The organism is Spirosoma pomorum (assembly GCF_054776615.1).
Window position 1 is genome coordinate 256430 of sequence record NZ_BAAHBP010000029.1, and the last position, 15306, is coordinate 271735.

Consider the following 15306-nt stretch of genomic DNA (forward strand, 5'->3'; position numbering starts at 1 on the left):
CGACAATCGAATCGGTTCATAATCCAGTCAGCATGAAAAAAATCTTCCTCTCGTTGTGTATCGTTGGGTGCACCGTCGCTAACCTGTATGCGCAGGGCCAGCGTAACGCAACGCCAGCCACAACCCCCACCAAAGAACCCGCCAGGAACTCCGCACCCACGTCAGCCAGTCGTACGCTGGACGTTGACAATAAAGTAGAAACCAAAGGCGAAGTAACCATCAAAGGCCAAAAAGTCCCGTACCGAGCTACGGCGGGTACGATTCCCGTCTGGGACGAAGAAGGAAAACCCGTTGCGGGCGTATTTTATACGTATTTCGAACGTTCAGACGTAAACAACCGGACGGCCCGCCCGCTGGTCATTTCCTTTAACGGCGGCCCCGGTACGGCTTCCGTCTGGATGATGTTAGGGTATACCGGTCCCCGTATCCTGAAAGTGGATGACGAGGGGTATCCGCTTCAGCCGTATGGGCTACGCGACAATCCGAATTCAATCCTTGATGTAGCTGATATTGTTTACGTTGATCCCGTCAACACTGGCTTTTCCCGGCCTGCTAACAAAGACGTACCAGCCGCCAAGCTCTTTTTCGGCGTCAACGCTGACATTAAATACTTGGCCGACTGGATCAATACGTTCGTGAGTCGGTACAATCGCTGGTCATCGCCCAAATACCTGATTGGCGAGAGCTACGGTACGGCGCGGGTATCGGGTCTGGCGCAGGAACTGCAAAACACGCACTGGATGTACCTGAACGGTGTGGTCCTGGTGTCACCAACGGATCTGGGGCTGACGCGGGAAGGCCCGGCCGGGGATGCACTGAAGCTGCCTTACATGGCGGCTACCGCCTGGTACCATAAAGCGCTGCCCGCCGATTTACAGAAGAAAGACCTGACGGACATCCTGCCCGAGGTCGAATCCTTTACGTTGGACGAATACATTCCAGCCCTGGCGCGCGCCGGGTCGCTGACCGATCAGAAGCGGAAAGACATCGCAGCCAAAGTAGCGCGGTATTCGGGACTTTCAGAGACGGCCATTACGCAGCAGAACCTGGTTATTCCGGCTAACTTCTTCTGGAAAGAGCTGTTACGAGATAAGGGGCTCACCGTGGGTCGACTTGATTCGCGTTACCGGGGAATCGACAACATGGATGCGGGCAACGGACCGGACTACAATGCCGAATTGACCTCCTGGCTGCACTCATTTACCCCGGCCATCAATATGTTTATGCGGGAAGAATTGAACTACAAAACCGACCTGAATTACTACATGTTCGGCCCGGTGCGTCCCTGGGATAGCTCGAACAACCGCACGGGTGAGCAACTTCGGCAGGCTATGTTGCAGAATCCATACCTGCACGTGCTGGTGCAGTCGGGCTACTACGACGGCGCTTGTGATTACTTCAATGCCAAATACAATCTCTGGCAGATGGACGCGGGTGGCAAGCTGAAAGACCGGATGTCGTGGGAGGGCTACCGGAGTGGCCACATGATGTACCTGCGAAAAGAAGATCTGGCCTCCAGCAACGAAAACCTACGGAAGTTCATCCAGAAATCGACGCCAAAGCCCAACCAGCCTGCAAAGTATTAAGCAGATGGGCTGAAGAAATGACAGGTCTCCTAGGGTATACCCTGGGAGACCTGTTTGTGTTTTTGGGGTAATACGATCAAGAAATAGCCTGAAAAGAATCTGACAGATTGGTAAGACCGTATACGATTACAGAGGCTTCTCGTTGGGGCTGGCTTAGTCAGTGAAAAGGCAACTGCCGAATGAATTGACTTGTAGCGTTGTTACATAGGCAAAAGAGAGGATGATGCGTGACATATCGAATTCGGTACATACTGAGTAGTTGGTTAAGCCTGATTGTCTTACCTGCGGCACTGGCACAGTCCGTTCGGGTGAGTGGATATGTCTATGATGCGGGTGACCGGCAGCCGCTAGTGGGCGTTAGCGTGAGTGATGCAGCCCAGCGATTGGGTACTACCACGAACGAGCGTGGATTTTTCAGTCTGGCGATACCGGATAAGTCGGACGAGGCCAGTCTGACCATTTCGCTGGTCGGGTATACCCCCCAGCTTCTTGCCGTCCCGACTCGTGATACGTTACTGACAATATCGCTGGTGGCCGGTAATACACTAGAAGAGGTCGTTGTGACGGCTCCACTGGAGCAACGGGTGAGCGATAGCCCGCAAATGAGTCAGATTGTTTTGTCGGTTGAGCAGATTAACAAAGTGCCCGCCTTTCTGGGAGAACGGGACGTTATCAAAGCCATTCAACTGCTGCCGGGTGTGCAGAAAAGCACCGAAGGGAATGCCGGCATTTACGTGCGGGGTGGGGGACCGGACCAGAATCTGATTCTACTGGATGGCGCCACAATCTATAATCCCAATCACCTGCTGGGTTTTTTCTCGGCGTTCAACAGCGACGCTCTGGGACGGGTTGAGTTTATCAAAGGCGGCTTCCCCGCCCGGTATGGTGGTCGGGTGTCGTCGGTCATCGAGCTGGAAACGAAAACCGGAAACAGCGATAGTCTACGTACGGATGCCAGCGTTGGTATCCTGGCCTCCCGCGTGACGCTGGATGGCCCGTTGGCGAAAGGGAAAATTCGGTACGTGATTGGCGCACGCCGGACGTACCTGGACCTGGTAACACGTCCGTTCAATCGACTGACGGGGAATGGTGCGTCGGCCCTGCAATCCTACTTCTACGATATTAACGGAAAAGCTCAGCTACAGCTTGATGTACGTAATAGTCTTAGCTTGAGCGCTTTCTACAGCCGGGATCGGTTTACGAACTTTAGTCGACCGACGGCGCAGTCACTCTCGTCCGGTTTGAACTGGGCGAATACCGCCTTGTCTTTCCGCTGGAAGCAGATCCTGTCCGAACAGGACATCGCCTACTGGGGTCTTTTTTATAGTCAGTACAAGCTGGCAATCAATAACGACGCGTCGGTTAGCAGTGGCCTGGATTCTGCGCAGGTGTTTTCGCTGAGCTACCGATCGGGTATTCAGGACGTAACGCTGCAATACAGCCGCGAGTTATTTTTTAATAATCATGAACTGCGAACGGGCGCTCAGGCTATATACCATCGCTTTACGCCCGACGCTGTTGTCCTGCCGGGATCGGGTGGGACTGCATCCGTGGGGCGTCATTATATCGATGCGCTGGAATCGAGTGCCTGGCTTGACGATACCTGGAAACCAACCGACCGATGGCGATTCAATGGCGGGCTTCGCCTGAATCATTACGCCCTGGTTAACGAAGGAACGCTGGGTGTGGGTGGCGGAAAGCCCCCCGCTGGCGAAGAAGCACCCCCTGGGCCAGGTACGCCAGCGGGTGAGGGAACAGACCAGCGGAAAACGGTTCAGTATTTCCGACTGGAGCCTCGATTCTCGGCCGCCTATATCCTTCGTCCCAACCTGTCGTTGAAGGGTTCGTATTCGATTACGAATCAGTTCGTTCATCTGTTGTCGAGTACGGGCATCGGATTGCCAGCCGATTTGTGGATTCCGACAACTGACCGGTTGAAACCGCAGCAGGGGCGACAAGTTGCCATCGGGATAGCGCAGGATCTGGCCAGGCCGGGCCTGACGATAACCGCCGAGGCTTATCACAAAGACCTGTTAAACCTAGTGAGCTACCGGGAAGGAGCCAGTTTTTTAAGTCGTAACAGCACCGATGAGGAGCAAAGCTGGGCCGATAACGTAACGACGGGTCGGGGCTGGTCGTCGGGTCTTGAACTATTGGTACAAAAGAAAGCCGCTTCCGACTGGCTGCCCCGCTGGTCGGGTTGGGTGGGGTACACGCTATCGCGCACCCGCTGGCAATTTGCGGAGCTGAATGGCGGTCGTCCGTTCTATCCGCGTTACGACCGGCGGCATGACGCATCCGTGGTATTATTGTTTGATCTGTCGCCGACGATGACCCTGGGGAGTACGTGGGTGTATGGGTCGGGTAACGCGCTGACGCTGCCCTTGTCCCGCTTTTCGGGTTACGCCAATCAGCCAATAACAGCGAACCCGGCGGTTCCGAGCGAAGTAGCATTCGGGAACGGCCCTAACGTAAAGGAATATGGTGACCGCAATGGATTACGCGCCGAACCCTACCACCGGCTGGATATAAGCTGGCAGATTCGGCGGCAGCGACGTACCTACGAACGGACCTGGGCCATTGGCGCGTACAACGTGTACAACCGCCGGAACCCGTTCTATTACTCGCTGGAAGGGAAAGACCAGGGCCCCGGATTGCCCTCGTCAACGGCCTTGTACCGCTATTCCGTGTTTTCGTTTCTACCGTCCGTTAGTTATTCGATCAAGTTCTGATATGCGCTATCTACTCAGTATCGGCCTTGTTGTGTGGCTTACCGCCTGCGGGGACCTTCGCGAAGAAGTAGCCCCCGCTGAGCTGGTCGTGACAGCCTCAAAGCTCGCGGTGGCTTGTTTTATTTCACCGCAGGATTCGTTGTTAACCGCGAAGGTTTCCCGCTCACGACCGTTGCTTGATGAGGACCCAACCCGTAACGTAGAGATATTTGACGCCACCGTTACACTTTCTGATGGGCAGCAGACGACAACACTGACGTATGACGGTCAACTGGGTTATTATCGAGCTGATGCCCGGTCGTTACCCATCCGGGCGGGAAAAACGTATAATCTGACGGTCGTATCGACGGACGGATTGCGGGTAACCGCTTCCGCGACAGTACCGACTGAGGTTCCCATACAGGCGGTTGTTGCTGAGTTGCAACCGAACGGCAATAACGGCTCCAGCCAGCTTCAAACTCAGATCAGGTGGCAAGACCCGCCGGAATCGGCTAACGTTTATCAAGTTCGCGGGCAACTGGCTTCTGCCGCGGGTTCTCAACCCCGCCAGACCGTAGTTTTTGCCGGGAATGAGCAAGGTTTTTTCAGCGATTCTGACGTTACCGAAGGACAGTCGCTATCAGCCACTGGCTACATCTATAACCCGGTTGGGACCTTACTAACGATGGAGCTATGGCACGTGACGGATGCTTACTACCAGTACCACCGGGCACTAGCTCTGCAATTGCAAACGGACGGTAACCCCTTTGCGGAACCGACGCCCATCCCGTCGAATATTCAGAATGGCCTGGGTTGTTTTGGTGCCTATAACCGTTCCGTTATTGTTCGGTCACTTCGGTAGCATTTCCGTTACGTCCAGCTGCTGGATTAAGGCCGGGCGTTCGGGCGTGAGGGTGAAGAAAACACGTAACGTGCCGCGTTCCCCCTCAATGGGAAACCAACCCCGTAGCTGATTCTCCGGCATTAAATCACCCATACGTTTTATCGTACCAATCTTGCTGAACAGGGCTTGTGTGGCTTTACGTCGATTGGCCAGCGAATGATCCGGAAAGAAGTTCTCGGCGAAGATGCCACTTTGGTCGGCGTTGGTCCAGTCGGGGAGAAGCTTGACCAGCTCGGCTTTCCGCTGCGCCAGAATGGGCGATACCGGCAGTTGGCGCGGTTGCAGCCTGGCACTGTGAACGAGTGTGTCCAGAACGGCCCAGTTGACCGTACCGATATTGGCGTAAGTTAGATTGGCGTAAGCGACCACCCCGATTCCGTAGTCGGGCATGAAGCGCCACTGACTGCCGAAGCCGGGCAGCCCCCCGCTATGGCCCACGTATTCCCGACCTTCGCCATCCCGTACCCAACCGAGCCCGTAGGCGTAGTGGCTAACAATGGGTGTCGCGCGACCGCCCGGAAATTTGAAAGTAGGGCTGAAGCCACTGAACGTACGGGGCAGATGCATTTCCCGAACTGAGCTGCGTTTGAGGGGACCTTTGTCGGGTTCGTTGCGGGCGGGCCAGGCGGCCTGGTGGTAGGCAACGTATTTACTGAAATCGTCAATTGAGGTCAACAGACCACCCATCGCGCCGTAACTCCCATCGTGCAGGAGCTCTTCCTCTACCCACTGCCCGTCCAGCCAGCGGTAGCCGTGCGCCAGCTGATTGGCTGGCACGCGGGTGTATTCCCATTCGGTGTGCGTCATGCCAAGCGGCTTGAGGATGTTCTGGGTAATGTATTGCTGATACGTTTGCCCCGACACTTTCCGGATGATTTGTCCCAGAATGGCGAACGCAAGGTTGCTGTATTCGTAGGTGGTTTCGGGGACGTTCGACAGCGACACTCCGTTCTTCAGGAACGCCAGAAAATCAGCGTCAGGGTCGGCGAGTTGACGGTCACCCCAGGGATTGTCTTCGGGAAAACCCGCTGAATGAGCCATCAGGTTACGGACGGTCATGGGTGGGGCGTCGGCCGTGAGGGGCGTTTGCTGCCGCATCTCTGGGATGTACGTCGTGACGGGTTCATCGAGCCGGAGCTTTCCCTCGTCGCGCAGCTTCAGAATGGCCATGACCGTTACGCTCTTGGACATGGATGCTATACGAAAAACGGAAGCCGGTGTAGCCGGGGTTTTCTTCGCTACGTCGGTGTAACCCAGCCCACCCGTATGCACCAGCTTACCATCAACGACCAGGCCGTACGTCAGACCCGGAAAATGATTCTTCTCGGCATAGTCGCTAAAAATCTTGTCGACGGCCGGGTAAAGCGCTTCAATGCGCTGTAGCCGGCCGGCATCCGTAAAAGCGGGGGGCTGATATGTCTGTTGTTGCGACGGAGACTGGGTGGGTTTGGGCTGCGCCCAAGTGGATGGTCCTGAAACAGAAACCCCCAGGATCAAGGTCAGGCAAAGTGTCGAGCGGTTCATGAAGTCGGTGGGTTAGGGAAGGGTGTAAAAGTTGTACGTGAGTGTCCAGGTGAATTCCTTGCCGGGTTCGGCCCGCACGGCAAGGAACGGCTCGGGGGAAAGATTCGTAGGGCTGGTCCAGAAAGCCAGCTTCGCCAGCGGTCGATTACTACGGATTCGGACCCCCGCTTTCGTTTTTTGGTTCTCAACCCGGATGTCATAATCCTCAGCCGATGAGCCGAATCCTTTGAGTCCCATGTACACACTTTCGCGGTTTAGCACGCGCTTGAACGTAATCCGTTTGCCCTGCACGTCCAGCGCCTGGGGTAAGGAGTCCGTTGGAACAAGCGTAAAGGGGAACGTAACGGTAAAATCCGGGCCGGACGGCTGTTCATCAACCATCAGAAAGTTGTGGTCGTACACGTTCGATTCGATGGTTCGTTTGCCTGTGTTCTTTAACCGGTGTTCAAGTACCAGCTGCGGTTTGCCGGGCACCAGCCGAACTGTTTTCTCATATTCGTACGCGTATCCCGTTTCGTCCGTCAACGTATGTGTGAAGGTTACCCGGTCGGCTGCTTTTTTCACGCTACGCTGCCCCCCGTTGAGCAGTTCGTAAGGCGTCGTGAAATTGTAGCGAGGTTCGTCCGGTTTACGCAGGACGCCGACGCCGATCTTGATAAAGGTCTCACCGACTTTCGCGTCATCGTATCCCAGCGCTGTAAATTCTTCGACAGGCCCCGTGATGGCGTCGTTACCGGTGGGGTCATACTGCGAAAACCACTTACCGAAATAGGTGTGTCCCTGGTACGTCAGTTTGGGGATGACGCCTGACCCGTCAAATCGTTTACCCCGGTAGTAGCCAACTTCGGCGTCGGGCAGATAGAGCGTGGCGTCGATGAGGCCATTGCTGATGGACGCCTGCGGGGGAGCTGGCTGGGCAAGAGCGGTGACATAAGTGACAAGAATACCGAAACTAAAAAAGACGGGCCGAAGGATACGTTGACGGGTGGAGATCATAGGGGTACGTAACAAGCTGCTATCGTTCGGGCAAAGATGCAATGGATATTCCGCACCAGAATGCATATGACCCTGTTTTTGGGCATGTGCCGCTACGTTTTTTGGTAAGCGCACGGCAACGTAATGGGAAGGAAGGGGCTACTCGGTCGTTCTGGTCATCCGAATGCGACCTGTCTTAGGACGACCGTTGTGTTCAGAACGGTACAGAAACCAGGTAATGATAAACGGTAGCAACCGGGTAAATAACGAAATCTGGATTCAGGATGGATACGCCAGTCGCCAGCAGCCAACCGCCCCCAACCAGCCGATGAGCAGCCACGCGCTGATGGGTAGCCCAAACATGATGCTGACCAAGCCAAGAATAAAGGCCCAGAATACGCTGGTCTGCCAGCGCTCAGGCGCGATGGTACGGGTAGCCGCCAGACTGTGCAGCAGCAACAACCACCCCCAACCCGTCAGCCAGAGTCCGGCCGCGTACACGGACGAAACCGCATCCGGACAGTTTCGTAATAGAATGAGCAGCTCGGGGAGCCAGATCAGCCCATACGTAAGCCCATAACGTCCCAGCCGCCGAAACCACGGTAGCGGCAGATTCGGCAGAAGCAACAGGTAACGCTGCTCAAAAGCCTGATGCTGGGGCCCCACCTGGGAATGGGTAATGAGGGCCAGCATTAGCCCAATCAGTAACAGCCGCTGGTCGTAATCATCGGTGGGGTACAGGCGGCAGACTCCCACCAGCAAAAGCGCAGAGATCGTTTTGGTCAACACCAATGACAGGGTTTCCTGCCGAAGCCAGTAGGTGGGATAAAAGAGCTCGTAGGGAAGCCGAACGGCCAGGGACGGGAGCGTCAACGAAAAAGGAGTTGGGTGCCGAAGGCGAAAGTCAACGGTCCAGGCTCCGTAGCCAATCAGGCTGATGACAACAAATACGATAGCACCGAGCGCTCCCCAGGCCTGATAATGAACGGCGCGGGCCAGCATCCAGCCCGCGTAACCAATGACCGGCACGAGTAATTGCGCGACCAGGATTAGCCAGAGCACGTACCGTTTGACAGGAGGAACCAACCAGAACGTGTGCAGAAACAGATGTTCCGGTGCCAGTAGCTGACTTCGTACGAAGCTAACCGTACGCCACGTATACAGACCCCAGCCAATGAAAACCAGTCCAAGTAGAAACGGAGAACCCAAAGCCGCCGTAATGAGCGCTTCGTGGTCCATGGGACGCATAAAACCGAACGCGAGCAGCACGATAACCAGCAGCGTTCCGGCGTTGCGGACATAAAAGGGAAGGACAAGAGTGCGGGATAGGACCGTAAACATAGGATCAGTTTAGGGCTGTAATGCCGCCATTACCAACCTGCCAGACTTGCCGAATGGGCAACCCCGTCAGGCTAACGTCCTGGTGCGAGGTGAGCCAGAGCGATACATGCTGCTGGGTATGAAGTTGCCGGATGTAGTCAAACAGGCGGGCCGCTGTCGTTACGTCCAGCGTTGTCAGGGGCTCATCAAGGAGCACCAGACGGGGCGAACCAAGAAACGCCAGCAGGAGCGATAATTTCTTCAGCATACCGCTGGAGAAGGTACCCGTTGGCTGCGTCCAGAACGTATAGACTCCCAGCAGGGCGGCCAGCGTATCGATCTGATTGGCAGTTGCTCGTTTTGTCTGCCCGACAAATCCAACCAAATCACGTGGAGTCAGAAAGGCCGGATAAAGCGGTTCGGCTTCGGCGTAATTCACTCGCAGCCGATAGGCGACCGGATCACGGTTGATGTCGAACTGATCGTCCAGCGTAATCGCCCCCGCGAAGGGGAGCAGGCCCGCTACCGTCCGGAAGAACGTCGTCTTCCCGGAGCCGTTGCTGCCCTGGAAATAGTGGATACCCGCTGAAAACTCCATCGCTGGAATGGTCAGGACAGGCCGTCCTTCGTAAGATTTAGTGAAGTTCGTAACAGTCAGCAAGGGGATGGCGTTAGAGAGAGTCACAAAAGTAGCGGCAAAGGCCCAGGCGATACGTACCGGTCTACTGGCTAACCGACCGCTTATCCGAAACGAGGTGCAACCGAAGTTACGGAAGGACTATGACATAGCTTCATCCCCAAAAGTAAGCTGGTCTAGTAAAACTTTTAATAAATCACCCGACTTGCCCCGCTGACTTTTAGCCGCCGACTGCCCCGCCCATAATGAAATCAGATCGGGTATGTTGTGTTGCTGAGCATGCGCCCGTAATTCCGCTGTCAGGCTATTTTGATATGTATAGTAGGGAATAGCCAGACCTGACTGCTCGATCTGATCCATGAAGCGATTCCGGATACCTCTGGCCCAGCGACCCGAAAAAGCCCTTGTTAACGACGTTGAGGTGTCGGTAGACGTTAAAACCGCCGTTTTGTACGCTTCGCTGGCTGCACTTTCGTCAGTAGCCAGAAAAAAGCTACCCAACTGCACGCCTGCTGCCCCAAGCACAAAAGCCGCTTCAACCGTTCTGGCATCAAATAAACCACCCGCTGCGATCACGGGCCGTGAAATGGCATCCACAACCTGGGGGAGTAAAGACAATAAGCCGATCTGGGGCAACGGATCGTCGGCCAGAAAACTACCCCGATGACCACCCGCTTCTGTACCCTGGGCAACAACGGCATCAACGCCAATGCCTTCCAATAAGACAGCCTCCTGTACGCTGGTGGCGGTACCAATCAACGTAGTACCCCGACGTTTGAATTGGTAAACCAGGTCAGGCTCCAGAAGGCCAAAGGTGAAACTGACAATTGGAATCTGTTCGTGCAGCAGTACGTCAATTTGATCCCGGTAGCTGTAAAACCGAAAGTTGGTCAGCGCTGGGCGCGAGAACGGAATCGCATAATCTTTGTAGATCGTCTCCAGCAGGTCCAGCATACGTTCAATAGCGTCGGGATCGGCTGGAACAGTGGTTTCATGGGTAAAAAGATTGACCGAAAACGGTTTGTCCGTTTTGCTTTTTGTCGCCCGGATCAGTTCGCTGGCTTTTTCGGGCGAAAGGCCGCCAATGGGCAGGGAGCCCAAACCGCCCGTATTCGCTACAGCAGCTACCATGGCCGGGGTAGTCACGCCCAGCATTGGCGCTTGAATAATTGGATACGTAATGGGGAGCAGGTGTGACAGCTTCATCGACATACTTAGCAGAACACGATTAAGAACGTGACAGATTCCGAAGTACGTAAGGAATAAAGAAAAATCAGCGCTGGGCTGACGTAGGCTAGTCTGTAAAAGCAGTCAGGCAGCCTACACAAGGCTGCCTGACATATGAATTTAAATAGAGTCTGTTCGCTTTAGCTAACGAGTAAAAGCAACGGGTTTCGTTGACACGCAGTTGCCAATCAACCAGTCCTGTCGGAGCCGCATGATCTCGTGGTTCAACTGCTGTAAGGTAGGTGGTTTGGTAATAAACCCATTTGCTTTTAACAAGGTTGCCTGCTCCCGGTCCGAAAGCTGATCGGATGTCGTCAGCATAACAATGGGAACTGTGTCGTAATCTGGATTCTCACGAATGATTCGCAGGGCTTCCATGCCGCCCATAAACGGCATGTTGACGTCCAGCAGAATCAGACTGGGCAGGGATTCGGCCTGCGTGAGTGCCTGAATAAGTTCCTCGCCGTTGCCAAGGAGTCGGAGGGTACATTCCGGACTAGTTTGTTTGAAAACTTGCTGAACCAGGAAACGGTCATCTTCATCGTCATCCACCAGGTAGACGCACTCCTTAAGCAATGGATTCATGTATACTTGTTGTTCGAGTTGCCAACGTATCACCTCGGCAAAAAGTTCATTGACTTGTATACGTAAAATGCAAAACAGGGAAGCGTTATACGGAACCACTTTCCTCTATGTAAGGATATATAGCGGGATTTTCGGCAACTTCTTGCCAATAAGTAACTACTAATGACTAATTCGGATCTTTGTAAAGTGCAACTGTTTGCCTGGCTGTCTGGGGTAGCAGATGGATCATATTGATGGGGGCTCGTCTACCATTTCACGCTTATCCGCGCGCCACCGAGCGCGTTGCGGGTAGGAGCCGCATTGTAGAAGCGATTTCCAAAAGCATTAAGATCGTAACCCAGCGAATACACCTGATTCAACAGGTTATCGCCACTGGCATAGACATCCAGCGACCAGTATTTTCCCAGCGACCGTCGGATGCCTAGCGTAGCCTGTAAGAGCCGGGTTGGGCTGGCCGATACCGTATTCGCGTCATTGAGGAAAAAGGGATTCAGGAACTGATAGGTTACGTGCGCGTACAGGCCGGGTTTCGTTTCCAGATCTACTCCCGTGATGAGTGTGACGGGGGCGACGCCCGGAATGCGATTGTTGGATAAATCAGATGTTCCCTGCTGGTAATCGCGGAACCGGTAATTCGTCAGCGTCAGGCTGTGCCAAAGCCGGAACAGCGAGAAGAAAGCTGGATCGGCTACCGACGATGGCAGGATAAAATCATATGATAGTTGTCCTTCAATACCCTGCTGGCTCGTGCGCCCGGCGTTCACGAAATACTCGGCTCCCGCGTCGTTGGAACGGCGCACGATCGTTTGGGTAAGCTGCAACTCATAAGCCGACACGTCAAACCGAAACCGACTGTTCAGCGCCGAGCCCCGAATGCCTACCTCATAACTGGTTCCCCGCTCGGGGTTGAGCGTCGCATTAAAACCGCCCGCCGACGGACGTACCTCCTGACTTGATGGGGTCGAATAGCCCGTACTGATGCTGGCAAACGCCGAGATGTTTGGACCGAACGTACGTAACAGCGCGACGCGCGGTAACCAGACAGGCTGAAAGGAGCGGTTCAGCAACGTAGCGGGTACGGCCCCGGCGCTCCGGATCGGGAATCTGGTAAATCCGTAGCGGCTATCGTTGCGACTCAGCCCCGCTGTCAGCCGGAACCGGGCGGGAAGCTCAACTTCGGCCTGCGCGAAGAGCGTACTCTGGCGGGCAATCAACTCCTCGTCGGTCTGAATGGTATCCGCTACGCCCCCCCGGTTACCAAAATTGCGGTCGACGGTGAAGTTGCGTAGGTATTCGGCACCCACCGTAAACGTAGCGGGTAACGGGCCGTTGGGTAAGCGAAACTGGGTAATTGTCCGGCCGCCAATGCCCTGGTCAGTACGGCGCTCGTAGTTAGAAATAAACGGATTGGCAAAATCCGTCGTCGACCCGTAAATAACGGTTGTGTTCTGAATCCGGTCGTTCCAGCGGTACTCCTGTGACACACCCAGATAACCCACTTTCTGATAAATGCCCGCCTGTTGCTGAGCACTACCGGGTAGTGTTGGCGTAGCGGGGCGCGCGGCCCGTGGATTAGCCTGGAACTGCGCGGCCGTCAGGCCACCGGGCGTCTGATAGTGTAAATCCGAATACAGCCCCAGTACCGAGATGGTTCGTTTAGGACTGGCGGTAAATGAAGCCGTCAGGCTCAGATTATCCCGCACCACGGCGCTGTGGTCCCGGTAGCCGTCGCTCTGGAGGTGATTGTAGTTGAGCGAAATCGCCGAGTTATTTCGTCCCGTTTGCACGGCAATCCCGTTTCCGTACAAACCGTAGCTACCGCCCAGCGCCGATAATTCGACGCGGGTTTGTCCAGCCGGAACGGACAGACCGCTGAACAGTAGAGTGCCACCGATTCCGGCTCCGTACAGACTACCCGATGGCCCTTTGATGACTTCGACCCGGCCCAGCGCCCGAACGTCCAGCGCGTTCAGGGGAGTGTTGCCACCCGCATCGGTCAACGGGAGTTCGTTCCAGTAGGTTTTGACGTTACGTACCCCAAACGGCGACCGGATAGCGCTGCCCCGAATGGCGAGCCGGTAGCTGCCCGGCGATCGTTCGTCGGCCCGAACGCCGGGTAACGTATTGAGCGCCGGCACCAGCGTGGGCGTACCAAATCGCTGGTTCAGATCCCGGCGCGTCAGCAGGCCGATGGACGCGGGGGTTTCGAGCAACCGCCGATTCGTCGCGTAGCCTCGCACGACAACCTCGTTTAACTGGAGCGTATCCTCTAATGACGACGTAACGGGCGTCTGGGCAAAGGAGACTATGGGAAAAAGAGAGGTAACAACGAAGAGTAATGTAGATGATTGGGTCATTTTGAGCAGGCAAACTATTCGCAAATCAATACGTAGTTAAACGCGTACTGGTTCAGAACGATAAAAAAAGACGCTTACCGGGCCACTTCGATCTTGTACTTCTTTCCTTTCATCTTCTGCTGACTGATACTGGCGAGCAGTCCGGGGATTTTTTCGGTTCGTACGGCCGCAAACGACATGAAGTCCTGTACGTCAATCCGTCCCAGGTCGCCTTTTTCAAGACCGCCTTTCTGACTGAAGAAACCGACGATATCAACCTTGTTTACTTTGTTCTTTTTGCCACCACTGATGTACAACGTCTGAAAATCGGGAGAGGCAGGCAGGGGCAGGCGCGTAGTGGGTAACTGAAACTCCGGGAGCGTATCGGCAAGATAACTGGGATAGGTTTCGTCTCGGCTCAGCAGGATATATACCGTACCTGACGCGTGCATCCGGGCGGTGCGGCCGTTGCGATGCACGAATTCCGGCTCGTTGGGCGGCAGCTGGTAATGAATGACGTATTGCATTTCGGGGATGTCCAGCCCTCGGGCCGCCAGATCGGTCGTAACCAGGTAGCGGACACTCCCGTTCCGAAATTGAATCAGGGCTCGTTCGCGGTCTTCCTGCTCCATACCACCGTGGTAGGCCCGGGCGTAAATGCCCCGTCCTGTCAGCCATTCGCTGCATCGGTCAGCCGTTTCCCGGAGATTGCAGAAGATCAGGGCGGGGGAAGAGTCCAGCGTGCAGAGTAACGCAAATAACGTATCGAGTTTGTCACTGTCCGGCGAGTACACAACCTCCATCGTCAGCTTGCCCGGCTGCGTATCATCTGCGACGAACGTTACCATTTTGGGCGACTCAAGACCCACGAAATCGGGAATGAGCAGGCCCGCCGTGGCTGATACCAGAACGCGTTGTTGGAGATTATGTAGCCCATCAATGATAAAAGCCATTTCCTCCTGAAAGCCCAGCGTCAGCGATTTGTCGAACTCGTCCAGGATCAGCGTGTGAATACCATCCAGCGCAAACGATTGGCGGTCGATATGGTCAGCAATGCGGCCGGGCGTACCAATCAATACGGCTGGTGGGTTGCTTAAATTCCTGATTTCAGTGTCGATGGCATGACCACCGTAACAAACGTTGACCTTGAAGCCCGTTGCCATGGCTTTCCAGACCTGCTCGATCTGAAGGGCCAGTTCACGGGAAGGAACCAGAATTAAACACTGAACACTATTTTTCTGGGGAGTAAGCAACTGGAGCAGCGGGAGCAGAAACGCGACGGTTTTGCCCGAACCAGTAGGAGCAATCAGAATGGTATTGGTGCGGTGTTGAATGGCCTGCTGAGCAGCCTGTTGCATCGGATTCAGGGTCGTAATCCCTAAGTTCGCCAGAAGCTGTTCCGACTGTTGGGGTGTTATCATACCCTAAAAGTAAATCAAATAGGTGGGCAATCGACCAGCTGTATCGCAAGGATCAATTACCCACCTACGAATAGAGGGTA

At 54.9% G+C, this 15306-nt stretch carries 11 protein-coding genes; 3 read left to right on the forward strand and 8 right to left on the reverse strand.

Annotated features, from left to right (window positions below):
• The first annotated feature begins 32 nt into the window (after positions 1-32).
• The 3 genes from ACYVAD_RS18590 (at position 33) to ACYVAD_RS18600 (ending at position 5159) form a co-directional block, all read left to right on the forward strand.
• Positions 33-1586: a S10 family peptidase gene (locus ACYVAD_RS18590; protein ID WP_461141023.1), complete on the forward strand. Its 1554-nt coding sequence runs from the start codon at positions 33-35 to the stop codon at positions 1584-1586.
• A gap of 227 nt (positions 1587-1813) precedes the next feature.
• On the forward strand, positions 1814-4318 hold the full coding sequence (locus tag ACYVAD_RS18595; RefSeq protein ID WP_461141024.1) for a TonB-dependent receptor: 2505 nt from the start codon (positions 1814-1816) through the stop codon (positions 4316-4318).
• A gap of 1 nt (position 4319) precedes the next feature.
• On the forward strand, positions 4320-5159 hold the full coding sequence (locus ACYVAD_RS18600; protein ID WP_461141025.1) for a DUF4249 domain-containing protein: 840 nt from the start codon (positions 4320-4322) through the stop codon (positions 5157-5159).
• On the opposite strand, the gene ACYVAD_RS18605 is transcribed toward ACYVAD_RS18600, so the two are convergent.
• From ACYVAD_RS18605 to ACYVAD_RS18640, 8 genes are all read right to left on the reverse strand, one after another.
• Positions 5148-6725: a serine hydrolase domain-containing protein gene (locus ACYVAD_RS18605; RefSeq protein WP_461141026.1), complete on the reverse strand. Its 1578-nt coding sequence runs from the start codon at positions 6723-6725 to the stop codon at positions 5148-5150. The genes ACYVAD_RS18600 and ACYVAD_RS18605 overlap by 12 nt on opposite strands.
• A 12-nt stretch (positions 6726-6737) precedes the next feature.
• On the reverse strand, positions 6738-7721 hold the full coding sequence (locus tag ACYVAD_RS18610) for a hypothetical protein (protein ID WP_461141027.1): 984 nt from the start codon (positions 7719-7721) through the stop codon (positions 6738-6740).
• Between the two features lie 258 nt (positions 7722-7979).
• Positions 7980-9041, reverse strand: coding sequence for a hypothetical protein (locus ACYVAD_RS18615; protein WP_461141028.1), 1062 nt, complete (start codon positions 9039-9041; stop codon positions 7980-7982).
• A 4-nt stretch (positions 9042-9045) separates the two neighbouring features.
• Complete coding sequence (locus ACYVAD_RS18620) at positions 9046-9681, reverse strand: ABC transporter ATP-binding protein (RefSeq protein WP_461141152.1); 636 nt, start codon at positions 9679-9681, stop codon at positions 9046-9048.
• A 117-nt stretch (positions 9682-9798) separates the two neighbouring features.
• Positions 9799-10863: an NAD(P)H-dependent flavin oxidoreductase gene (locus tag ACYVAD_RS18625; RefSeq protein WP_461141029.1), complete on the reverse strand. Its 1065-nt coding sequence runs from the start codon at positions 10861-10863 to the stop codon at positions 9799-9801.
• A 165-nt stretch (positions 10864-11028) separates the two neighbouring features.
• Positions 11029-11469, reverse strand: a complete 441-nt coding sequence (locus ACYVAD_RS18630; RefSeq protein WP_461141030.1) for a response regulator — start codon at positions 11467-11469, stop codon at positions 11029-11031.
• Positions 11470-11714: 245 nt separating this feature from the next.
• Complete coding sequence (locus ACYVAD_RS18635) at positions 11715-13826, reverse strand: TonB-dependent receptor (RefSeq protein ID WP_461141031.1); 2112 nt, start codon at positions 13824-13826, stop codon at positions 11715-11717.
• Positions 13827-13900: 74 nt separating this feature from the next.
• Positions 13901-15226, reverse strand: a complete 1326-nt coding sequence (locus tag ACYVAD_RS18640) for a DEAD/DEAH box helicase (RefSeq protein ID WP_461141032.1) — start codon at positions 15224-15226, stop codon at positions 13901-13903.
• Positions 15227-15306: the final 80 nt, after the last annotated feature.